Source organism: Candidatus Baltobacteraceae bacterium, from assembly GCA_036488875.1.
Classification (GTDB): Bacteria; Vulcanimicrobiota; Vulcanimicrobiia; order Vulcanimicrobiales; family Vulcanimicrobiaceae; genus JAFAHZ01.
In genome coordinates this window covers 181,303-202,151 of the sequence record DASXGW010000012.1, presented here as the reverse complement: position 1 = coordinate 202,151, position 20,849 = coordinate 181,303, and the positions used below count along the sequence as shown (strand labels likewise).

20 protein-coding genes are annotated in these 20,849 nt (G+C 61.0%); 9 read left to right on the top strand and 11 right to left on the bottom strand.

The annotated features are described in order from the left end of the window. Positions 1–23: 23 nt before the first annotated feature. Both VGG89_13925 and VGG89_13920 read right to left on the bottom strand, forming a co-directional pair. On the bottom strand, positions 24–3,089 hold the full coding sequence (locus VGG89_13925; GenBank protein ID HEY1977646.1) for a hypothetical protein: 3,066 nt from the start codon (positions 3,087–3,089) through the stop codon (positions 24–26). A gap of 43 nt (positions 3,090–3,132) precedes the next feature. Beyond that, complete coding sequence (locus VGG89_13920; GenBank protein HEY1977645.1) at positions 3,133–3,882, bottom strand: hypothetical protein; 750 nt, start codon at positions 3,880–3,882, stop codon at positions 3,133–3,135. A gap of 109 nt (positions 3,883–3,991) precedes the next feature. On the opposite strand from VGG89_13920, the gene VGG89_13915 reads away from it, so the two are divergent. Next, a complete protein-coding gene (locus VGG89_13915) occupies positions 3,992–4,414 on the top strand; it encodes a hypothetical protein (GenBank protein ID HEY1977644.1) in 423 nt (140 codons plus the stop codon). 190 nt (positions 4,415–4,604) lie between these two features. Here the strand turns inward: VGG89_13915 and VGG89_13910 are convergent, their stop codons facing one another. Both VGG89_13910 and VGG89_13905 read right to left on the bottom strand, forming a co-directional pair. Beyond that, complete coding sequence (locus tag VGG89_13910; protein HEY1977643.1) at positions 4,605–6,233, bottom strand: hypothetical protein; 1,629 nt, start codon at positions 6,231–6,233, stop codon at positions 4,605–4,607. A gap of 270 nt (positions 6,234–6,503) precedes the next feature. Then, positions 6,504–7,553 carry an MBL fold metallo-hydrolase gene (locus VGG89_13905; protein ID HEY1977642.1) on the bottom strand — a complete coding sequence of 350 codons (1,050 nt, stop codon included), beginning with the start codon at positions 7,551–7,553 and terminating at the stop codon, positions 6,504–6,506. A 174-nt stretch (positions 7,554–7,727) separates the two neighbouring features. On the opposite strand from VGG89_13905, the gene VGG89_13900 reads away from it, so the two are divergent. Further along, entirely contained in the window at positions 7,728–8,132 is a 405-nt protein-coding gene (locus VGG89_13900) for a hypothetical protein (GenBank protein ID HEY1977641.1), read from the top strand. Here VGG89_13900 and VGG89_13895 read toward each other — a convergent pair. The 4 genes from VGG89_13895 to VGG89_13880 all read right to left on the bottom strand — a co-directional run bounded on the left by VGG89_13895 (position 8,113) and on the right by VGG89_13880 (position 11,958). Then, on the bottom strand, positions 8,113–10,278 hold the full coding sequence (locus tag VGG89_13895) for an AAA family ATPase (GenBank protein ID HEY1977640.1): 2,166 nt from the start codon (positions 10,276–10,278) through the stop codon (positions 8,113–8,115). The genes VGG89_13900 and VGG89_13895 overlap by 20 nt on opposite strands. Positions 10,279–10,386: 108 nt before the next feature. Then, entirely contained in the window at positions 10,387–10,812 is a 426-nt protein-coding gene (locus VGG89_13890; protein ID HEY1977639.1) for a VOC family protein, read from the bottom strand. Positions 10,813–10,858: 46 nt separating this feature from the next. After that, positions 10,859–11,746, bottom strand: coding sequence for a helix-turn-helix domain-containing protein (locus VGG89_13885; GenBank protein HEY1977638.1), 888 nt, complete (start codon positions 11,744–11,746; stop codon positions 10,859–10,861). An 8-nt stretch (positions 11,747–11,754) separates the two neighbouring features. After that, positions 11,755–11,958, bottom strand: a complete 204-nt coding sequence (locus tag VGG89_13880; GenBank protein ID HEY1977637.1) for a hypothetical protein — start codon at positions 11,956–11,958, stop codon at positions 11,755–11,757. Positions 11,959–12,083: 125 nt separating this feature from the next. On the opposite strand from VGG89_13880, the gene VGG89_13875 reads away from it, so the two are divergent. The 3 genes from VGG89_13875 (at position 12,084) to VGG89_13865 (ending at position 14,111) form a co-directional block, all read left to right on the top strand. Continuing rightward, positions 12,084–12,365, top strand: a complete 282-nt coding sequence (locus VGG89_13875; GenBank protein HEY1977636.1) for a hypothetical protein — start codon at positions 12,084–12,086, stop codon at positions 12,363–12,365. 61 nt (positions 12,366–12,426) lie between these two features. Next, positions 12,427–13,614 carry a choice-of-anchor tandem repeat GloVer-containing protein gene (locus tag VGG89_13870; protein ID HEY1977635.1) on the top strand — a complete coding sequence of 396 codons (1,188 nt, stop codon included), beginning with the start codon at positions 12,427–12,429 and terminating at the stop codon, positions 13,612–13,614. 152 nt (positions 13,615–13,766) lie between these two features. Next, the gene (locus VGG89_13865) at positions 13,767–14,111 is read left to right on the top strand and encodes a hypothetical protein (GenBank protein ID HEY1977634.1); all 345 of its coding nucleotides are present in this window, start codon (positions 13,767–13,769) and stop codon (positions 14,109–14,111) included. 16 nt (positions 14,112–14,127) lie between these two features. Here the strand turns inward: VGG89_13865 and infA are convergent, their stop codons facing one another. Together infA and VGG89_13855 are read right to left on the bottom strand one after the other, a co-directional pair. After that, on the bottom strand, positions 14,128–14,349 hold the full coding sequence (infA, locus tag VGG89_13860) for a translation initiation factor IF-1 (GenBank protein ID HEY1977633.1): 222 nt from the start codon (positions 14,347–14,349) through the stop codon (positions 14,128–14,130). A 102-nt stretch (positions 14,350–14,451) separates the two neighbouring features. After that, positions 14,452–15,621: a DEAD/DEAH box helicase gene (locus VGG89_13855; GenBank protein HEY1977632.1), complete on the bottom strand. Its 1,170-nt coding sequence runs from the start codon at positions 15,619–15,621 to the stop codon at positions 14,452–14,454. Between the two features lie 382 nt (positions 15,622–16,003). Here VGG89_13855 and VGG89_13850 point away from each other — a divergent pair, with 382 nt between their 5' ends. From VGG89_13850 to VGG89_13835, 4 genes are read left to right on the top strand one after another with little or no spacing between them, the layout of a single operon-like run. Further along, positions 16,004–17,725: a hypothetical protein gene (locus VGG89_13850; protein HEY1977631.1), complete on the top strand. Its 1,722-nt coding sequence runs from the start codon at positions 16,004–16,006 to the stop codon at positions 17,723–17,725. Between the two features lie 20 nt (positions 17,726–17,745). Next, the gene (locus VGG89_13845; GenBank protein ID HEY1977630.1) at positions 17,746–18,909 is read left to right on the top strand and encodes a serine hydrolase domain-containing protein; all 1,164 of its coding nucleotides are present in this window, start codon (positions 17,746–17,748) and stop codon (positions 18,907–18,909) included. A 4-nt stretch (positions 18,910–18,913) separates the two neighbouring features. After that, on the top strand, positions 18,914–19,168 hold the full coding sequence (locus VGG89_13840) for a hypothetical protein (protein HEY1977629.1): 255 nt from the start codon (positions 18,914–18,916) through the stop codon (positions 19,166–19,168). After that, positions 19,165–20,085, top strand: a complete 921-nt coding sequence (locus tag VGG89_13835) for a hypothetical protein (protein ID HEY1977628.1) — start codon at positions 19,165–19,167, stop codon at positions 20,083–20,085. Before VGG89_13840 ends, VGG89_13835 begins: the two co-directional genes overlap by 4 nt. Here the strand turns inward: VGG89_13835 and VGG89_13830 are convergent. Next, positions 20,082–20,843 carry a 5'-3' exonuclease H3TH domain-containing protein gene (locus tag VGG89_13830; protein ID HEY1977627.1) on the bottom strand — a complete coding sequence of 254 codons (762 nt, stop codon included), beginning with the start codon at positions 20,841–20,843 and terminating at the stop codon, positions 20,082–20,084. The two genes, VGG89_13835 and VGG89_13830, sit on opposite strands and share 4 nt — an antisense overlap. Positions 20,844–20,849 lie beyond the last annotated feature (6 nt).

The window sequence follows — 20,849 nt, the reverse complement described above, 5'->3', positions numbered from 1 at the left end:
TTGACGGCGGCCGCCAGTTCGCTTTAGTTCCGCTTCAGGGAGATCGGCGTTAGGCGATCGCGTTGGAGCAGCGCATTGAGCGACTGCAGGCTTGCGCCAAAGAGCGAATCGTCGGAGGCGATCGCCTCTTTGAGATCGGTTTGAAGCGACACCGCTAACTCGCGCTGCCCTTGAGTGGGTGCGTAATCATTTCCGATCATGCTGCTTGCCAAACTCGGGATTCGCTCGTAGAGCCGGCTCGGTTCGCGCAGGGTGTCTTCCGAGCTTTGCGCATCGGCAATGTAAAGGCCGGCGAGCGCCGCCGTCGCCGTCTGCTGCATCTGGACAATTGCGTGCCGTGTGTCGCTTGCGCGTGCGAGCTTGGCGGTCTGGGCGAGCTTTTTCTGAAGCGCGCGTAACGCCTCAATCTCTTTCCCGGTGCGAGTGAAGCCGTCGCGCAGCTGCATCGCGAGCGCGAACGCATCGCGCATCTCGGCGACCGTGGCAGGCGTATGTGGATCGGCCAACACGTGGAGCGGCGCGTCCTGTTGCGTGCCGTTGGCAATGAGCCGCACCGTGTAATCACCCGGCAATGCCTGCGGCCCCGTGAAACCGCCTTGCTGTGCGTGATAGTCCGCAACGAGCGGAACCGTATCGTACATGAGATCCCACCAGACGCGGTTCATCCCAACGACGGGATGCTCCACGTTGATGCTGCGAATGACCGTCGATCCGTCGAGAATCTCAACCTTCGCCGGATGCTTCTTTTCGGGCATCACGCCAAGGTAAAACGTCACGTCCCCTAAGCCTGGCGGATTATCGCCGGCGCCCTCGCCGGTTGCCCACGTTCCCCGCGTCCCGTTCCAGCGATACGCGTTACCGGGTGTGAAGAGGTGTGCGCGTTCGGAGACGATTTGCGGCTTCCACTCTTGCAAAGCACGGATATCGTCGAGAATCCAGACCCCGCGTCCGTGCGTTGCTACAACCAGATCGTCGAAACGCGGCTGCACGACGAAGTCGTAGACCGGAACGTGCGCGAGATTGTTCTGCAGCGAGTCCCAATGGACGCCCGCATCGAGCGAGTACCACAGGCCGGTCTCGGTTCCGGCATAGATCAATCCTGCGCGCTTGGGATCCTCGCGAATCATGCGCACGTAACTCTCCCGCGGAAGGTTCGAGACGATCGAGGACCAGTGCGCGCCGAAGTCGTGCGTAACGTACAGATAGGGTGCACGATCGCCGAGCTTATGATTTTCGGCGGCGAGATACGCGGTGCCGTCGGCAGCGGCCGACGGATCGATGTTCTCGATACGTGCCCACTGCGGCAAGCCGGAAAGCGCCGCGGTGACGTTCGTCCAGTGCGCTCCGCCGTCACGCGTCAGCCACGCGAGGCCGTCATCGGTTCCGACCCAGATCTCGCCTTTCACGGTAGGCGATTCCGCGATGCACGCGATCGTGTCGTAGACTTCGGTGCCTGCATTATCCACCGTAATCGGCCGCCCGGACGCGACCTGTTTGCTCTTGTCGTTGCGTGTGAGATCGGCGCTGATCGCCGTCCACGTGCTGCCGCCGTCATCGGTGCGCAACAACATTTGCGCGCCGAAGTATAAGGCGTTGGGTTCGAGCGAAGAGACGGCGACCGGCGCGACCCAGGCTCCCCGATACTTATAGGCATCGGCTCCGGTTCCCGAATAGGTGTCCGGCCACGGGCTGATGAGCCGCGTCGCCATTGAGGTGCGATCGTAGCGAATCACCGCCTCTTGATATCCAGTGCTGTAGATCACGTTTGGGTTTGCCGGCGAGAAAACGATCCAGCCGCTTTCACCGCCGTTGGGCGAGAACCACTGATCCGGCGTGATCGCACCGCTGAAACTCATGCTCGGTCCACAAACCGCTCCCGGATCTTGAAACTCCCCACAGATCGTGTACGGCATCTCGTCGTCGACGGAGATGTGATAGGGCTGTGAGACGATCAGCTGCGGATCGCGCCACGTTTTGCCGCCATCGAGCGAAAGGCGAACACCGGCATCGGCAGCGATGATCGCGCGTTTACCCCGAGCGGGATCGATCCACATCTGATGGTGATCGTAACCGTTGGTGTCCATCTTCTTGATGGACTTCCCACCGTCGAACGACTCGTTGGGAAAGATCGACATGAAGAAGATGTGTTTTGGATCTTTCGGATCGATGGTGAACTGCGAGAAATAGTACGGCCGCTGATCGAGCACGTGCTTGTCGCTCGCAAGGCGCCAGTGCGCGCCGCCGTCGTTGCTGCTCCAAAACACCCCGCTCTTGGATTCAATCACGGCATAGACGCGCCGCGGATCGCTAGGCGCGAAACGCACGCCGATGCGCCCCATCAATCCATTGGGAAGGCCGTTTCCGGAAAGGCGAGCCCAGTGCGCGCCGGCATCGTGCGAAACGAAAATGCCATCGGCCGGTCCCCCGCTGGTAAGCATCCACGGGCGGCGCTGCACCGTCCACGTTCCCGCGATGACGTATGAGGGATTTGCCGGAGAAATCGCCACCGTCGATGCGCCGGTCGTCGGTCCGGTATAGAGCGAACGCACCCAATGTTTCCCACCGTCGCGCGTCACGTAGACACCGCGGCTGGTTCCCGGCGCAAACGGATCGCCGACCGCCGCGACGTAGGCGACGTCGGGATTGTGGGGATCGACGGCAATCTGAGCGATCTGCGAAGTCCCGTCGAGGCCGAGGTGCCGCCAGGTCTTTCCGCCGTCATCTGAGCGCCACACGCCGTCGCCAAACGCGATGTCGTTGCGCATGTTCGGTTCGCCCGTTCCGACGTAAACGATTTTGGGATTCGACGGAGCAACCGCAATGGCGCCGATCGAGCTCACCGGCTGCTTGTCGAAGATGGGTTGCCACGTAACCCCGCCGTCGGTCGTGAGCCAAAGTCCGCCGAGGCCGCCGGCGTAGTAGGTTTGCGAGTTTCCCGGAACGCCGGCAACGGCGTCGATGCGGCCGGTCGTCGGTCCGATGCTGCGAAACTCGAGCTTCGCGAACGGTGATGGAACGGCGGCTGAGGCCGCTCCGTAAAGCGCAGCCAGAAACGCGGCACATAGCGCCGGATATCGAAGCATCCTCATCGGGCCGGACTTCGGGGATAGCCCTCACGCGCCTTTCGGAGTATTAGGCTCCGCCGGCCGCCCAGTGTTCGTAAAAGTCTTTCTCGATCGGCGGCAGATCGGTACCGGCCGGCAGCACGTAGCCTACCGGCGGCGGCGGAAACGGCATCGGATGCGGAGGTTCTTTGAATGGATCTACGCCGGGCTCGTAACAGAACGGCCAAGCAATCGTACCCGACTCTTCCGCACCGTCCGGGTACGTGTATTCGTAGCGTCCGTAATAACAGTTTAGTCCGTGGTCGTGCCAACTCGTCGTGGGCGTGATGAGGCCGTTTCCGTGTTCGTCACCACGCATCGACGCGGGAATTTGAAACTGATACGTCTTCATCGTCGATCCTTGCGATGCAGGGTCGATCGTTGGTATGGCGTGCGGATCGTCGCTTTTGTTGAGCATGGCGACCTCGCGCGCGAACTGCGCCCGGTCGCGATCGAGCCGTGACTCTAACGGTGCGTGCCGCGGAGGCTCCGCGGCGGCGTGGGGCAGCGTCTTCGAAAGCTCGTGCTGCGCCGGCGACGTTGCGGGAGGCGTGACGACGAGCCGGCGTTTCGCACTACGAACCGTTGGTGTCGCCGGCTGGGCTCGTTCAATAGATGTGACCGTGATTTGCGAAACGCTTTCCCGAGTGCCCTGCGGCACGATCGCGCGCGCAAGCAGAGCGAACAGAACGCTCAAAACGAGAACGTGAACGATCAGCGAAACGATCGTCGATGATGCGAGCGCCCTGCGACGACGGTCGAGTGGAGCGGAGATCACAAGGAGAAATCATAGCACGACCCGCCAAGGCACCTCTGAGCCCCTCGGCACGGGTGTGGCAGCTTCCGAGGCGGAAAAGCGACGAACGCCTACTAGAAGGAGGTTCCACTTGCGATATGTCGTCCTGGCCGCACTTGCGGCGGCAATAGCCGTACCCGCGGCTGCTAGCACCGGCCTTACCACGTACGCCATCACGTACGGCGCGCACGATCTCGGCACGTGGAACAACATGAAGATGAAGGTCGAGAACGGCACGTACACCGCAACGAGCTTCGATTCATCGGCCGGCGGCCCGGGCTTCAAAGCGATTGCATTTACGCGGCCGTTTGTCGCAGCATCGGATCGCGACATCTTTAAGAACGCTCAGCCGCCGGACGTGACGCTGACGGTGAAGGCCGTCAAGGGCGGCGCGACGGTGGGAACCATCACCTGCCCGACGTCGCGCATCTACACCTTTGGAACCGACGGCGATCCCGGCAACGGCACAGAGAACATCGAGTTCGCGTGCCTTTCGATTTCGCCCGGAAAGTGAAGATGCCGCCCTAACGGGCGGCACCTCCGATCATCTGGTTACTACTGTCTATACTAACGACGACCACCTCCTCCGCCCGCTGTTTTCCCTCGCTTCTCTCTGTCTGAGGGTGGCCGCGAGCTAATGTATGGACCACCTTCATCGCGTGCGGCGATAGCCCTTCAGATCAACCGTGGGATCGCGCGCCCGTTTAAACGCACCCGTTCGAGCTCGTCAAAAGGACGTAGGCTTGGGCTGGGCCCACCGACAACGCGCCGATGCCGATGGTGCCTCCCATGAGGTTCGCGTACGCGTGCGAAAGCGACACGCTAACCGTTCCCCCGACCCCAGGATTCACGATCACCAACCCGCCGCTGAACTTGCGCTCGTACGCATACCCGCCGGCAATGGTGCTATACGACCCACAGGCTGTGCCGAGCTTCGAGTTAACGGTCGAGATCTGCGGGTAGTTGATAATTTCCCCGTACGAGCCCGGCGAGATAAACAGCGAAGCACGGCCCTCGTTCCCGATTAGGAACGTCGCGATTGCATACGCGAGCTGCGCCGGCGAGATGCCCCCACCGAACTTCGCTACTTCTAAAGCTTGCTTACCTTTTGCCTGAACGAGTTCCATGTAATCGAGCGTCGACTTAAAGAGATGGGGACTGGTCGCGTAGTGACCGTAGTCCGTGAATCCGGTTTCGTTGACGTCGCCGTCAACGTTGGCGGCGACCGTCAGCTCGTCTGGATTGCTGACCGATCCCGCCGGATGGTTGACGAAGAGCTTGATGTGGTGAGGTTCTAGAGCCTCGTCGGTGGTAAGAATCGTTTTCGCACTCGCCACCCAACCAGCAACGTCGTGATTCCACTGCGGATCGTAGTTCGGAAAACCGCCCTTCGCTGCGCCCCAGCGACGGACGAAGCTTCCGTCGCGCGCGTACACGCCGCAGCCGAACCAGCCGGGTTGCTGATTACCATCGTAATCGAAGAACAGCGTTTGGTCGGCAGCGATCGCATTTGCACCGTGTGCAATCGCAAAGGCGGCCGCGGTATGGATTTGATAGCTTACGACGCTGGGATTGTGAATGTCCAGCGGAACGTCTTGCGGCAAGCCCGGCTGATAGGCTACGGTGCGTGTCGGACGGTTATACTCGTCGCAATCGTATACGATCCAGTCGGGGTGATTGGATTGCCACCACGCGAGGTCGTGGTGCGAAACCGCATAGTGATCCGTCGGCTGCACGACGTACTGCGTCGCGGCGAGGTGCGAGTTCCCGGCAAGCCAGGTGTGTGGGTTTGCGCCGGCATCTCCGATGCCCGCGCCCCAGACCACGCTCATCTTCGGCGCGTTGCTGGTCGATTGCGCTGCCGTGATGTCGTAATCGAAAACCTGGAACTGCTTTATGACGCCGGGCACCTCGCTACTGGGCGCCGGCACCGGCGACGGCGACGTACTTGGCAGCGGCGAGCTGCTCGGCGTGGGCGAGCTGGAGGCCGTCGAAACGATGCTCGCGGAGGAAGCCTGAAAGTTGCCCAATGAGTTGTAAAAGCCGACGGCCCTAACGGTGTCGCCCGGTTTGGCCGTTTTTAGCTCGCTCGTGTAGACGGAAGCGCTTTGCCCACTGACGTCCACCACAACGTGAAAGTACGGCGTCGGTACGATGCTCGTAACTCGGCCTTCAATGGTGATTTGTCCGCTTACGGCCTGTTTCAAGCGATGCGCGTCGGCGACCGGCGGCAAGGCAGCGGGTCCGCCCGGTGAGACGCCGCCTCTGGAGCACGCGACGATCGATGCGGCAAAAAGACATAGCAAAGCAGAGCGTTGCAAACGACGACTCATGGACGAGACCCTTCTTAATAGACTACAAGCGCGACCGACTAAGCGAGGCGACGGTCGCCGACATAATGCTTATCGGCAGTTACTCCCGCAGTCGGCCATCGCGTCGGCGTTAAGAAACGTGCCAGTTTCTGCTCGCTAAGCGCACCACCAATGGGTTGCTAGAGCGTAGGGCGAGCGGGCGTCTACAAACCTTGCCTACGATAACGTCAGCGCTTTAGCGCACATTGGTTTACGCCGGTTTCGAGTTCGGCGATGCGCGCTGCGGGAACCTCAGCGCCGAGGTTGACGCGCCGGATCTCGGCATACTCCGCGGGCTGCGAGCTTGCGGCCGCGGTCGTGCTCACGCGTTCCACAAAATGCGCGCGGTCCGAATCGAGCTGCGCGGCCAGCAGGTCGCTCAAGACGCGCACGCACGCGCCGCGATCGTCGTAATGCGAAACCGAGCCGGCATGCGCCGGGAGTACGGTCATCCGCGAATCGCACGCTTCCGAGACGGCGGTCAGAGTCGTAAAGATGCTCGGTCCATTCGCGGGCGTGATTTCCAAGATCGGGGCGTCCGATGCCGTCGGGGAGCAGTGTGTCGCCGCTGATGAGATACCGCCCGCCAACGGAGAACGCCGTGCTTCCAAGCGTGTGACCCGGAACCGGCAGCGAAAGGACGCGAATCGGCGTCTCGCCGACGTCGATCGTACGCGGAATCGATTCACGAGCAACGGTCGCACCTTCGGCATCGTCGTCGGCCAGGTAGTAGGGTGCGGCACCGGAGGCAAGCGCCGAGCTTCCTGAAACGTGATCGGCGTGCAGATGCGTGTCGGCGATGCCCACCAGCGTAACGCCAAGCCGCTCTGCCAGGTCACGATAGACGTCGGTCAGACGCGTGCAGTCGATCGCGAGTGCCTGCGTTCCGGAAACCACGAGATAGGACAGGCAGCCCTTGGCCGGACGGACTACTTGATAGATCGCAAATGCCTCGTCGGGCGCACTCACTCGAACGACGCGGTGATAGGTCGCCCACGCCGCCATGCCGCCCTGGACGATGCCGGCCGCTATCCCATGGCCGCGCAAAATCTCGGCAATGTCGGCGGCCGAAATACCGCGTGCACAGAGCACGTGAACGTTTTGCGCATCTTGGGGAAGCTGCGCAACGGCAGCTTCGGCATCGCTTTCAAAGGCATCGTACGGAACGTTGAGATAGCGGGCGCCGTGGCCCTCCGGATGCCATCGCGCGGCGGCCTGCGGATCCCGCGTATCGAGGATCAGATCGCCGCTGGGTTTTGGCGCCGTCAGCAGATGGTCGAGTTTGGCGACATCGATATCCATTGCACTTCTCCCTGGCCGCGTTATTCCACGGCGATCCATGGCACGTTTCGCCCGTCACGCCTCCGTACCCGTCCGGCGTGAGGCATCTTAGGCTCTCCGTTTCGCTGGCGAGCACACGGTCCGTAGTCAACCGGCCAAAAGGAACCATCGCGATGCCGGTTGCAGCAAGACGGCGTGTCTATTAGTGGGCGAACCTCGGAAGGTACGTTAGCCGAACAGCTTCGCGACCAATTTATCGAGCTTCGGTCGTTCCTCGAAAAGAAGTTCGATTCCGTCGGCGCGGCCTTCGATCACGTCGACGCGCGAGATACGGTCATCGACGGGCTCCTCACGGGGCTCGAGCGTCGCATCACGGCTTTCGAGCAAAAATTTACGGCTTTCGACCAAGAGTTTACGGCCTTCGAACGTCGGTTTTCGACCTTCGAGCAAGCCTTTATTACCTTCGATCACCGTTTTACAGCGTTTGAACTTCGGTTTACGCAATCCGAGCACGGCTTTGCGGCATTCGAGCAGAAGTTTGCAGCCTTCGAGCGCAGATTCGTTTATTTTACCGAAGAGTTTAACCGGTGGCGCCAGTAGATATAGCCGTCGGGATCGCGGGCAGGGAGATTCTTACACCCTCTCCGGGCTGCATTGAGCGTTCGGATTCCGTCGCCGCGATGCGCTCGAAGAGATGTTGCCAGCAATCCATCGTTTCCGCCGGCACGCTCTCGGGTTTACGCATCGCGCGCCGCTGAACGTCGAGAGCGAGATCGGCTCGCCAGCCCGGCTGCAAAACGATACCCTGGCGCTCGCAATAGGCTTCAACTTGAGGGACGATGGCACGCGCTGCATCGTAGTCTTCGCTGAAAAGCCTCTCGTCATTCGTACGGTAGAGAAACGCGATCGCTGAAAGCATCAAGTCGCGGGGCATGAGATCTTCGATCCCCGCATTGGGAACGCCGGCGAACTCGCCGGCTTCGAGAACGCGATCCGGAGCGCAGGTGTAGAGGCGATCGCGAAGCGCACGCGCCGTCTGCTGACCCGTCGCGCACGACGCGAGCAAGACCGGCGGTGGTCCCTTCGAGCCCACGATTGATGCGGTTGCCTCGATGGCGTCAGCTCCCGACGCCGGCAAAAAGACGAGCTCGCGCGAAGGCTTGATGCGTCCGGCGGCAATGAGCGCCGTCTTGGCAATCGTGAGATACGTCTGGTCGCTCGTCTTCTCCACGATCGTTGGACTCGCGTAGCGCATAAGCGGGTGCGACACGGACAGTCCCAGCGCCGCGTCGACTGCGAACATTGCCCTGGCGCGGCGTCGATCGCGCTCGGGCTTACGCAAGTCTGCGGAGACCTCCGTTTCGCCGCGTTCGTTGATGAAAACGACGCGCACGCTCGCAAGCCGATCGGGATCGATGAGGAAGGGAGAGTGCGCCGTGTAAATCAGTTGATTGTCCTGTGCAAGGCCGGCAAAAAATCGGAAGAGATCCTCTTGCGCCAGGGGATGAAGCGTTACACCCGGTTCGTCCAGGAGCAGCACGGCATTGCTGTGCTCGGCCGCGCGCTCGACGAGGAAGACGATGAAAAACGAGAAGAACCACTGCAGGCCGTGGCTGCGGCCTTCGAGCTGGACGGGCTCCGAACGTGTGGCATCGGATACCCAGATCGTAAAATAGTTACCGTCGGCGCTAAGGCGAAACGCGTAGTTCCCGCGCTTCCACCAGTCTTTGAAGCGCTCGGACAACGCGGTCGCAGCCGAAACCAGCAGCACCTCGCGCTCTTCCTTACGCCGTGCCGTTCGCCGCATTTCTTCCTGACCGAGATCGGTGTCGGGCTCTCCCTCGAGCCCGAGATCCATAATTTCCTTCGGTGACAGACCGACGAACTGGAATAGGACGCGCAGCGTTCGCATCTGCGCGGCCGCTCGGCGCCCGAGGTCTTCGGTCGGCCGGCTCAAGTCTTCGATCACCCGCGGCAAGTAAATTCGGGTATCCAACGTGCCGTAATCCGAATAGTAGATGAATCGAGGCATCGTTTCGATGACGAGCCGATTGACGCTGGCAATGTCGTTCGGCCGCTGCGCTTTGGCGCCGGCAAAGAGCGCTTCGACCTCGTCGAGCATCATTTGACGGACGTCGTGGCTGGGTACGGCATCGTCGGGCAACATCGCGGCAGTAATGGCCGCTATTCGCTTAGCCGCGGCGGCATGGGTGTAGCAATCGGTGTCTCGCTGCGCTGCTAGAAGTTGCGCTTGCGCGGCGTGTAACGCGGCCGTCCAAGTCGCGTGATCCTGTGAGGCGAGTTGCGAGAGGCTGCTTACGATATTCCGGAGCGCGGTGACGACTTGCGCGGGGGACACTACTAAAATCGGGTCGGCTTGCGGAAACGTCACGCTGTATTCGCCGTCATAAGCACGACCGATGATGACGGTTCTCATCTGATCGGCGTCGCAACCCGCCAAACCGCCGAGTTCGTTCGCCAACTCCTCGTCGACGTGAAACTCCGCTTCGATGAAAGTGATTTCGCCCAGACGTCGCCGCATTTCCGAATAGTGACGGCGAGGAATGTCGGCCAAGACCTCGATTTCACCGCCGCCTCCGGCCGGGTTGAGTTTCCACAGCGGCAGCAACAGGTTGGTCTTGCCCGTTTCGTTTTCGCCGACCAATGTGGTTACGTCGTCAAGGTTGATCCAACCGCTATCGACGACCGAGCGAAAATTAGTAACGCGATATCTGGCGATTCTCATAGAACCGGTTTACCGCCTGATGCCTTTCACGCCTTGTGCATAAGCATCCACCGATGGGGACGCGCGCCGGCCCCTTAAGAGGTTCTTAAATGCCGTGGGTGGTCTAGACTATGTCGCCTGTGGTCGATAGGTTCCAAAGCTCCAGATATGGCCTTCGAGGTCGCGCACGCCGAAATCGTGCGAGCCATAATCGGTGTCGCCCAGTTCGCGAACGATTTCGGCACCTGCCGCTTTCGCGCGCTCATAGCACTCGTCAATTTGCGCCGGGGATTCAAGGGCAATGTAAATGGTGCCGGTCGTGCCACCGAGACTGCGCGGGCTCGAGCCGTAGCAGTCGGTTTTCTCGCTGCCCAGCATGATCAAGTTTCCCGCGAGCTGCAACTGTGCGTGCTCGATCCGCCCGCCGTCGCCTTCGTATACCACGTGCTCCGCGAAACCTAACGCTGATTTCAACCATGCGATCGCTTTTTTCGCATCTTGGTAGCGGACGGCTGGATAGATGCTTTGTATCGTGTTTTTCTCGGTTGTATTCATGGGTCGATGCTAGCACGTCGTGCTCGGAGGCGTATTGGAAAAATGATCAGGGCTCGGCGAGGCTCGCGGATCCGGGATACCGGTGCCCGGCGAGGAATTCGCCGGGCGTCATTCCCGCGAATTCTTCGAAGTCGCGATACATGTGGGCTTGGTCGTAATAGCCAAGCTCGGCAGCCGCTCCAACGATGCTTTCGCTGTGCGATAGCGCGGAGAGGGCCGAGCTGAACCTCACGATACGAGCGAAGTACTTCGGCGTTACTCCCGTCCGATCGCGAAAGCGTCGAGCAAATCGAGCCCGGGAAATCCCCAGCGCACTACCGAGGCCGTTCACCGAGACGACCCCGTTGGCGTTGCGAATGGCACGCGCTGCGAAGTGGACCAGCGGGTCGCCGTCAGCGCCGGCGTCGATGTGACTCACCGTCCAATCCGCGGCGGCGCGCACGATCGCATCGGCATTTCGGGACGCGTTCCACGCTGAGGACTCCGCGGCGTCCGAGCAGCGTGCGCCGAGTTCGTCGGCGCCTCGTCCCAGCACGCTGCGTAAATCGATCGTGACGTCGAGGAGATCGCTCATCTTCGAACGCAGAAGTGACGCGGCACCGAGCGGATTGAAAGCGATTCCGAGAACCCGGCACCGTCCGCGTGGCGCGACCACGACCGACGGACGCGTGCGCAAGCCGTTGATGCACACGGCGGGAAACGGCGCGAGCGTCTCCTTATCACCGTCACGGTGCCGCTCGTCGAGCATCACGATGAGCTCTGCACCGCCGTCGGGAAAAACGCGCTCGCGCGGGTGCGCCAACGCGCCGTCGAAATACCAGATATGCTCTACGAAGTCCGACAGCTGCGACGCGCTCGGGGGAGACCAACGAGCCACGGTCCATTGGCCGAGTGCCGAGTCCTCAGTGTTTACGGTGACGTCGAGCGTCTCCATCGCGATGCTCAATGATCGACGAAGTTTGAGATCTCGTCGAGCGTTGCTTCGCGATGAATTGACTCGAGCGCGAACCGGCGATGTTCGCCCGATTCGAGCTTCACGATAGCCTCGTGCGGATGCACGTCCGAGACGACACCGCGAAGGCCTTCTCCCGAGATGGAAACGTTATCGCCGACTTTTAGTTCGGCATGGGCTTTTTTGGACGGCACGTTTACCTCCGATCGGTGGGTCTCATCGTACGCCTATTGGGCTGCCGGCGATAGGTCCGGCCCAGCGAGAAGGCGCCTAATCGTCACCGGGAAGGTGGATAACCTGCGGATAACACTAAGCCCCCATGGCACCTGACGACGAGATCCTGTTCGGCCGCGTCCGCGATGAAGTAAGGACGTCCTACGAGCGCGTTCAAGATTCGCGCACCTTTGGCGCTCTCGGTGCCGGCCTTGCGCTTGCCCTCGCAGAGTTCGAACTTCATGGCGCGACCCTGCGTTCGCTGCGCGGCTGGTATCCTTACGAAGAACATATCGGCGTTGCCCTCGCCGATTGGGAGCTCCTGAGTTTAAGCTTGACGTCCCAAGGCCTTGCCGTTTCGCGCGGCCGAGGACGGAGTAAGGACTAAAGTCCCCAGCGCGAAGCGTGCGCTGAAATGATCGAATAAGGTAACCCCCGAACAATCACTCATGATTCGACCGGTCCTCGGGGCGCTGCTCGCGATCGGCGTCGCGGGGTGTTCTGCGCCCGGAATCTCACCGTCGCAATACGGCGGGTCAATCGATGACGTCACGCACTCTCGCGCTTCCTCGTATCGCATCGTTTACCGTTTCCCGGGTGGTGCCGGAGGCCAACATCCAGCGTATGGTGCGTTGGAGGCCGACGGAAACGTCTTGTTCGGAACTACCGAAAAAGGCGGGGCGAAGGACGGGGGCGTCGTCTATGCGCTCAGTGCGGCCGAAAAAGTGCGCGTGCTGCACGTCTTCGGGAAAGGCCAAGACGGAGCGCGGCCGGTCTACGGGTTGACCACCGCCAAGAACTACCTGTACGGAACCACGACGTTCGGCGGGGGCAGCGACGGTATCTGTCTGAGCAGCGGCTGCGGAACCGTTTTCCGGATTACGCGTGGCGGCACCGAGCAGATCGTCCACGCTTTTCAACGCTCCGACGGTTCGTTTCCGTACGGCATCGTCATGGTTGCCGGTACGCTTTACGGCATTACGTCGGAAGGCGGCAAGTTCAACCGCGGAACGGCGTTCAGCTTATTGCCCAACGGCAGGATGCACGTGCTCCACGAGTTCGGCGCAGCCTCCGACGGGAGTCATCCCATCGGCACTTTGCTGTTTGCCAATGGAGCGCTCTTTGGAACGACCCGTACGGGGCCGGGAAGCACCGGAGCCGGTATCGTCTTTCGGCTCTCGCTCAACGGCGTAGAACGCATTTTGCACGTCTTCAAAGGGAAACCCGACGGCGCAAGTCCCGCCGCAGGCCTGATCAAGGCGGGCAAGGTGCTCTACGGCACCACGCAGTTCGGCGGCACGCGTGATTTCGGAACCGTCTTCAGCATCACGCAAGCCGGCGCGGAACACGTCATCCACAGCTTCACGAATAGGCCCGACGGTCTGCAGCCGCTTGCAGCCCTGACCGTTCGTGGCGCAACGTTCTACGGTACGACGGTTTCGGGCGGGGCGAACGGCGGCGGAACGATCTACAGCCTGACGGCCGCCGGTAGCGAACGCGTACTACACAGCTTCGGTAGCGGGTCCGACGGTTTCTCGCCGTTCGCAGCGCTGACGCTTCTCAATGGAACGCTTTACGGCACGACCGCAAACGGCGGCAACGGTAACCAAGGCACGCTGTATGCATTTACGCCCTGACGCGGCGTCGGCAGGACGCATCGCGCCTCTTCACAAGTAAGCGCGCCGCAGCCATAGGGTCACCTTGGATTGGGCCTAGAGAGAGTGTGTGGTTGCTTGGACGGTGTACTATAGAGCACTTTCCATGCTACTCGGGGAATAAGGCACCTATAGTGGAAAATCCGGTAGAAGACTCGCGCGTACCAATCGCCGTTTTGGAAGTCGGCCGAAGGGCCAAGAAAAATGACCTCCCCGATCAATCGTTCGAACCGATCTACGGCGGCTATGCGAACGCTCGCGGGGAAGTGAGCCTCTTTGGAGCCCGGTGTGCCTATCGGGTGAATCTGAAGACGCAGACGCTGCGCCAACGGCCGTCCCTCAATCCCGGCGCTCAGGCGAACTACGATGCGGTCGAGGCCGGCGAGCCGTTTCTCTATGCCAACGTCGAATTTTTACGCCTAAGTCACGAACGCATCGCCGAGATTTGCGCTTCGGGCGCCTTTCGGATAACGATCTAGCGCGTTCGAGTCGCGTTTAGGATTTGCGCGCTTCGCCCGCACGATAACGATAAACGATGCGGCCCTTCGTCAAATCGTAGGGGGAAAGTTCGACGTCTACGCGGTCGCCCGGAAGAATCTTGATGTGATGCCGGCGTAAACGGCCGGCGATATGGGCTAGAACGGTATGTCCGTTATCCAGCTCGACCGAAAACGTCGTGCTGGGGAAGACCTGTAGAATGCTGCCGAAGACTTCCAGCGGCGCTTCCTTGGTGTCTTTTACCGTGTGGTTTTTCGAAACGCGCGGGTTTGCATTGCGATTTCGATTGCGTCTTGGCATAGCGATCCTCCGTTCTCCGCTTTACCGGCGGCGCCGCCGCTGAAACGTCCTGCGGCGCACTTCCGGCGGGGTTGTCAATGCACGCTCGGCACCCAAGTCGACGAACTCGTGCTCCGTGCGCGGTAAACGCGCGCCGATGGCGCCCTCGATACGCGCGAACAAGCCGGCCTCGTCGCGCGATACGAAGGTAATAGCTTCGCCGGATTTCTGAGCCCGTCCCGTGCGTCCGACTCGGTGGACGTAATCGGTAGGCTCCGCGGGGACGTCGTAGTTGATGACGTGCCCGAGGTCGTCGATGTCGATTCCTCGCGCGGCGACGTCGGTGGCGACCAAGACGCGATGGCGCCCCTTTTTGAATGCCTCGAGGGCACGCGAGCGCTGCGCCTGCGAGCGATCGCCGTGAATGCGATCCACGCCGACCTGATGCCGCATCAGGGCTCCGGCAACGCGCTCGGCTCGCGATTTGGTTCGCGTAAAGACGATGGCGTTGAAGATGCGGCCGTCTTTGAGCAAGTCCACGAGCAGGTCCGTTTTCTTGTGCGGCTCCACGTCGTATACCGACTGGGTCACGGTGCTGACGGGCACGGTACGCGGCGCTAACGCAATGCGCACCGGTTCGCGCATGAAATCGCGTGCCAGCAGCGCGACTTCACCGTCGAGCGTGGCCGAAAAGCACAACGTTTGGCGGCGGGCTGGAAGCTTGGCGATAATGCGCTTTACGGCCGGCAAGAATCCCATGTCGAGCATGCGGTCGGCTTCATCGAGCACGAAGACTTCAACGTTGGCTAGCGAGACTTCGTTCTGCTGCATCAGATCGATGAGCCGGCCGGGCGTTGCGACGATGACGTCGGTGCCGCGCCGCATGGCTTTGATTTGGGGATTCATCGCCACGCCGCCGTATATCGGCGTAACGCGCAACTCCGTGTGCTTCGCTAATTGCCGGAGGAACCGAGCGACTTGCTCTGCCAACTCGCGCGTGGGCGTCAGTACGAGCGCGGTGCTTCGACGGCCGCGCGATTCGAGCAACGTTTGCAGCAGCGGGATGCCGAACGCCGCGGACTTGCCGCTTCCGGTTGGAGCGCTTGCAAAGACGTCGTGACCGGCAAGGGCCACGGGAATGGCCTTGCGCTGGATCGGTGTAGTCTCGGTAAAGTTGAGGTCCGCGATGCCGCGAAGAATTGCAGCGTTCAACGGAAGTTCTAAAAAGGTGGAAATATCGAACCTATCTTTCGGTGGGCGCAATTCATCGACCACTCGAAAGATCGCGCTTTGGGCGGGAAGGAGTGTCTCACAGATTCCTCCCCGGCGCAACCCCTTATACAGCCAAACGTCCATGGGCAGCGCCACCTGATCGCGGAGAGGCCAATCTGCTGCGTCTGAGGGCCTTATCAAAGGAAGGGTAACCGAGCAGATCGCTTTCGCGCAGCTAGGGCTTCGTGCTTGATGCGCTCGTGCTTCGTTTTCGTAAATGCTTCGACGGCTTGCGACCATGCGATGGTCGCTCTTACGCTCGTGGGCGTAAGGTTCCCAGGGGGATGCTGCGCTCCTACACGAACGATTCAAGCAGGTGACTGTGTTTCGGCGTCTGGTGCCGTGGCTTTTTGCCGTTGCGGCGATTGCCAATTGCTGGGAGCTGGCGACGCTCACGGTGCTGCATTGGAACGGCAGTACTGGAATGACGTTGTTGCAAGGTGACGAGCCCTTCGAGCTACGGGCGGCCGCAGTTTCCGACCCGGCGCTTAGCGCCGGATTTCGCGCGGGCGATCGTCTAGACGCCCGTGAACTTTATAGCCTCGAAGGCTTCGCCAATCCAATACCCGGCGTGCCTTTCCGCATGATTGCGCACCGCGGGACGCACACAATCGCGGCCACTATCGTTCCGGTCCAAGCGCCGCTGGATCCCTCCCAGGTCGAGCGGCTCGTTGCGGTGTTCTGGTCGCTCGGGTTTGCCGCCCTGATTGCGATCCGCGGCGCACCGACGCGCGAAAACGGGTTACTGCTCGCGATTTTGCTCGCGCTAGCGATGGTCAGCTCGCTGGATCGAATGGTTTGGCCAGACAGCCGCGTCACGTTTTTCGCAGGAGCGATCATCTCGCCGATCTGCTGGGCTGTCGCAAACGTCGCGTTGGTCCTTTACGCCGGGTGCTTCGGCCGGCCGCTATCCACGTTACGCAAATTGCTGGCGGCAATCGTCTACATAGGTGTTCCGTTCGACCTCGCGTCGGCGGCGGTCGGGGGGTCGGCGGCACTGTATCCGTGGACAGATCCCAATAGCGGTATTTTGAACGGCAGCTTCTTAGGAGGCGCCCTCACTTGGCATCAGCTTTTCTCCTCGCTTCTGTGCGTGGCCGTGGCGATTCCGGCTGCCCGCCTAGACGAACGCCAACGGTTGGCTTGGGTTATCGCCTCGTTTACACCCTATTTGCTGGGCATCGCGGTCGGCATCTATTTCGCGAGGATGCTTGGCGCGGGAGATGTTGTTTCGGCCGCGTTTGCCGTGCAGAACGCGTCGTTTTTCTTCATCCCGGCCGGACTAACATACGCTGCGCTCGCGAAGCGGATGTTCGACGTCAGCTTCGTCGTGAACCGCGCTGCGGTCTTTGCCGGCGTCTCAGTCGTCGTCGTGGGCGCATTCGTTCTGGTCGAGTGGGCGCTCGGCAAATGGTTCGAAAACGTCAGCCACGCCACGAGCCTAGCGGTCAATGCCGCCCTGGCGCTGATCTTAGGTTTCTCCATCCGATTCGTGCACCAAAAAATCGACGCAGCCGTCGATAACGTGTTTTTCCGTAAACGGCACGAGAACGAGACCGCGCTCCGGCGCTTTGCGCGCGAAGCCGCATTTTTTACCGATGTCGAAACGCTCGTGGAACGCGCCGGTACGACCATCCTTTCGCATAGCGAAGCGACGACGGCCGAAGTCGTAATGGCCGCCGAAATCGAGCCGAACGACGCGGCAGCCGTTACCATGCGCGCGTGGCATGAGCCGGTCGATCTCAACCAATGCGACACGTCGCTGCCCGGCGAGATGGCGTTTCCGATGCTCGCACACGGAACGTTCGTGGGAGCGATCCTCTGTGGGCCGAAGCGTACGGGCGAACGCTACGCTCCCGACGAGATCGACGCGATTCGCGAACTCGCACACGGCGTCGGTCTTGCGATCGACAATCTCGAGCGCGACGATCGAGACGCGTCAACGTTCGCGCAAATTGCAGCGATGTTTGCCGCGCTTTCGGCGCGTCTCGATCGACTCGCGCCGCCGACGGACCCGGGCAACGCCAAGGCCTCAACCCCCTAGCGTCCAATAGCCACTAGGTGATGAGCAGAGGTTTTGTCGAGTGTCTGCGTGTGGCCGCCGCGCTCGCCGTTACCGCGATCGCGGCCGGGCGCGCGAGCACCGCGCTCGCGCTGACGCCGTCGCCGTCTACCGGCGCGTTTCCGCCGGCAACCGTATCGAAACTCGACGCTGCCATCGCAAACTGGTTTGCAGCGTTCAAAGCACCAGGCGTGGTCGTCGCGATCACAATTCCTGGCAAGGGGTCGTACATCGTGGCTCGCGGCAAGGGAGATCCAGCGACCGGGAAGGCGATGAGTCTCGACGATCACGTGCGGATCGGCAGCGTGACCAAAACGTTCACGGTTACGCTGCTCTTGCAGCTTGCCGATAAGAAGCGGCTCAGTCTCGACGATCCGGTAAGCAAGTACGAGCCGTTCGTCCCCAACGGCAAAAACATCACGCTGCGCATGCTCGCGAACATGACCAGCGGCCTCTTTAGCTATACGTTCGACAAGCAGTTCGTTCACGACTTATTCTCCGATCCGCATCGCCCGTGGACTCCGCGTCAACTCGTCGACATCTCCATCAAGCACAAACCGCCGTTTCTGCCCGGTAAGGGTTGGCAGTACTGCAACACCAACACCGTGCTGCTTGGAATGATTCTCGAGAAGGTTACGAAGCACGCCATCGGGGACGATTTCAAGACGATGTCGTTTGCGCCGCTGGGACTCACGAATACGTTCTGGCCCACCGGCGGAAATATGCCTTCGCCGTACGCGCATGGCTTCTCTATTCAGCCCCTCAACAAAGAGAAAGTCGACGCGTCGCTTTGGAATCCAAGTTGGGGATTTACCGCCGGCCAAATCGTCTCGAACGCGCAGGATCTGCGGACGTGGGTGAAAGCGTACACGACCGGAGCACAGCTCTCGGCCGCGATACAGAAGCAGCGTTTGACGTGGGTCACGCTGCCGCCGAACGTGCCCGACCATAAGTACGGATTGGGAATCGGTTTCGATCACGGCTGGCTCGGTCATACCGGCGAACTGCCCGGATATAATACCGCGGCGTTCTACTTACCCGCCCAAGACGCCACGATGGTTATCGAAGTCAACTCCGACATCCCCGGTCCAAACGATAAGGATCCGGCCCCCGCGCTCTTTCGGGCTCTCACGACGATCGTCACACCGAACAATATTGGAGGCTAGGCCCGTGACGAATTCGTCGTTGTCGCTTGCGTTGGCGGCGCTCGTGCTCGATCCGAAGGTGACCGAGAAGTACGGCGCACTGACCGCTGCCGAACAACAGTCGCTTTTCGATTTCCTGTGTCTCTCGCGCAGCGCACTAGGACGCGCCTATCGCGAAGCGGCCGCGCTCAATCCGGCGGTCGCCCGGGTTCCGCTCGATCGTTTTCTACGGCGCTGCCAAGAGGTTGGCTTGAGGCTCTTTGAAATAGAAGGATCGTGACGATTCGAGCCTATCCACTGATTTGCGCGTTAGTTCCACTCCTTACGGCGCAGTCACCGGCGACGAATCCCGCTCCGTCGCCGGCGCAGATCCTTTCCCGGGCTCTAGAAAAGCTCCGCACCTATCCGGTGCCGAGCTACGCGGTGTGGACGAACGACTGGTTCATCGCGCGCACTGCATCGCAACTGGTGAAGTCGACGACCGGCGGGTGGGCCGATAAACGGTCGAGGTGGCGTCGTGCAGAGCGTTTTGCCGAACGAACGTCGGACGGGCTTCAAAACGTCACGTGGACTATACCGGCGCGGAGCGGACCGCTTCCCGACGCGCACTTTTCTTCGGTATTCGAGGGACCGTTCGCGTGGACGTTGCAGTCGAACGTCACCGCGCAGTCCGCGGTCCCTTCGCCGATGCGGCCCGATATCGCCGGCTTGAAGACGATAGCAACGGTTACAGCGTATGCGAAGCCGGCCTATGCACTCGACTTGATCGGCACCGAGGCGGCGGACGGGCACAATGCGTATCACTTGCGACTGCGCCCGCTCGACGATCCTCAACGACACAATTTGCGCGACCTGTGGGTTGACGTCACAACGTTCGATATCTGGAAGGCGCACTTCGTCGGAAGCTATCCTGCGTTGGTGCCCTATGGCACTCCTCCGCTCGTTCCGAGCGACATCACCGCTTATTTCCGGCCGATTCCGCCGTACTGGATCGTCTACCGACTGGCGTGGAGTTACGATTACGACGGTTCGCAGTTCGGATTCGATACGCACGTCGGCGAAATCGCCTTTCCCAATGCCTTACCCGATTGGCTTTTCGACTCGGCCGCATATGCCCAACACGAGAAGGCAAAAGAGCACGATATCCTCTACGACATCCTGCAAAACGTTCCGCAGCCAATGCCTTCGTTCTATTAGGGGGCCGACGGGGACGCGGCTCCGTGAAATGCCAGCTCGTCGACGTTGGCAAAGAGCGGCGCGTCGGTCCGAAGCGTTGCGAGCCGCTTGAATAATAAAGCGAGCGCGCGGTGTTCGCCGAGCACCTCGGCCGGAAAGTCCTCGATTTTGCCATATCGCGCGATCAGCGATGCGGCTCCCTTCGCACCAATGCCTTTGATGCCCGGAAAGCCGTCCGCCGCATCGCCTACGAGGGCCAGATAGTCGGGGATAAGCTCGGGATCCACGCCGAACTTCGAACGAACGCCGGCGGCGTCGCGAATGATCTTGCTCCTTCGGTCGACTTGCACGACGCGATCTCCGCGGACGCATTGAGCCAGGTCCTTATCCGGCGTCCAGATGCAGATTTTTTCAACCCGGGAATCGCGCGACGCAATCTCGGCGGCGGATGCCAGCGCGTCGTCGGCTTCGAGCTCGACCATGGCCCACACGACGACGCCGATCCCTCGCAACGCGTCCTCGAGCGGTTCGAACTGCGCGAACAGCGCCTGGTCGATGCCCTCTCCCGTTTTATAGCCGCTCCAAAGCTCGTTGCGAAACGACTCGATCACGTGATCGGTCGCGACTCCGACGTGCGTGGCTCCCTCGGCTATCATTTGCCGGACCGTGTTGACCACGCCGGCAACGGCCCCCAATGGACCGCGCTTCTCGGCCGGCGCTCGCTGCAATCCGTAAAAGTGGCGAAACAGCTCGTAGGTTCCGTCGACGAGATGAACGATGATAGG

What these genes read in the sequence shown, in the direction of transcription:
- VGG89_13845 (HEY1977630.1), top strand. Translation starts at nt 17,746, where the DNA reads ATGAGCAGAGGTTTTGTCGAGTGTCTGCGTGTGGCCGCCGCGCTCGCC.
- VGG89_13895 (HEY1977640.1), bottom strand. Translation starts at nt 10,278, where the DNA reads ATGAGAATCGCCAGATATCGCGTTACTAATTTTCGCTCGGTCGTCGAT.
- VGG89_13870 (HEY1977635.1), top strand. Translation starts at nt 12,427, where the DNA reads ATGATTCGACCGGTCCTCGGGGCGCTGCTCGCGATCGGCGTCGCGGGG.
- VGG89_13905 (HEY1977642.1), bottom strand. Translation starts at nt 7,553, where the DNA reads ATGGATATCGATGTCGCCAAACTCGACCATCTGCTGACGGCGCCAAAA.
- VGG89_13875 (HEY1977636.1), top strand. Translation starts at nt 12,084, where the DNA reads ATGGCACCTGACGACGAGATCCTGTTCGGCCGCGTCCGCGATGAAGTA.
- VGG89_13925 (HEY1977646.1), bottom strand. Translation starts at nt 3,089, where the DNA reads ATGAGGATGCTTCGATATCCGGCGCTATGTGCCGCGTTTCTGGCTGCG.
- VGG89_13885 (HEY1977638.1), bottom strand. Translation starts at nt 11,746, where the DNA reads ATGGAGACGCTCGACGTCACCGTAAACACTGAGGACTCGGCACTCGGC.
- VGG89_13910 (HEY1977643.1), bottom strand. Translation starts at nt 6,233, where the DNA reads ATGAGTCGTCGTTTGCAACGCTCTGCTTTGCTATGTCTTTTTGCCGCA.
- VGG89_13890 (HEY1977639.1), bottom strand. Translation starts at nt 10,812, where the DNA reads ATGAATACAACCGAGAAAAACACGATACAAAGCATCTATCCAGCCGTC.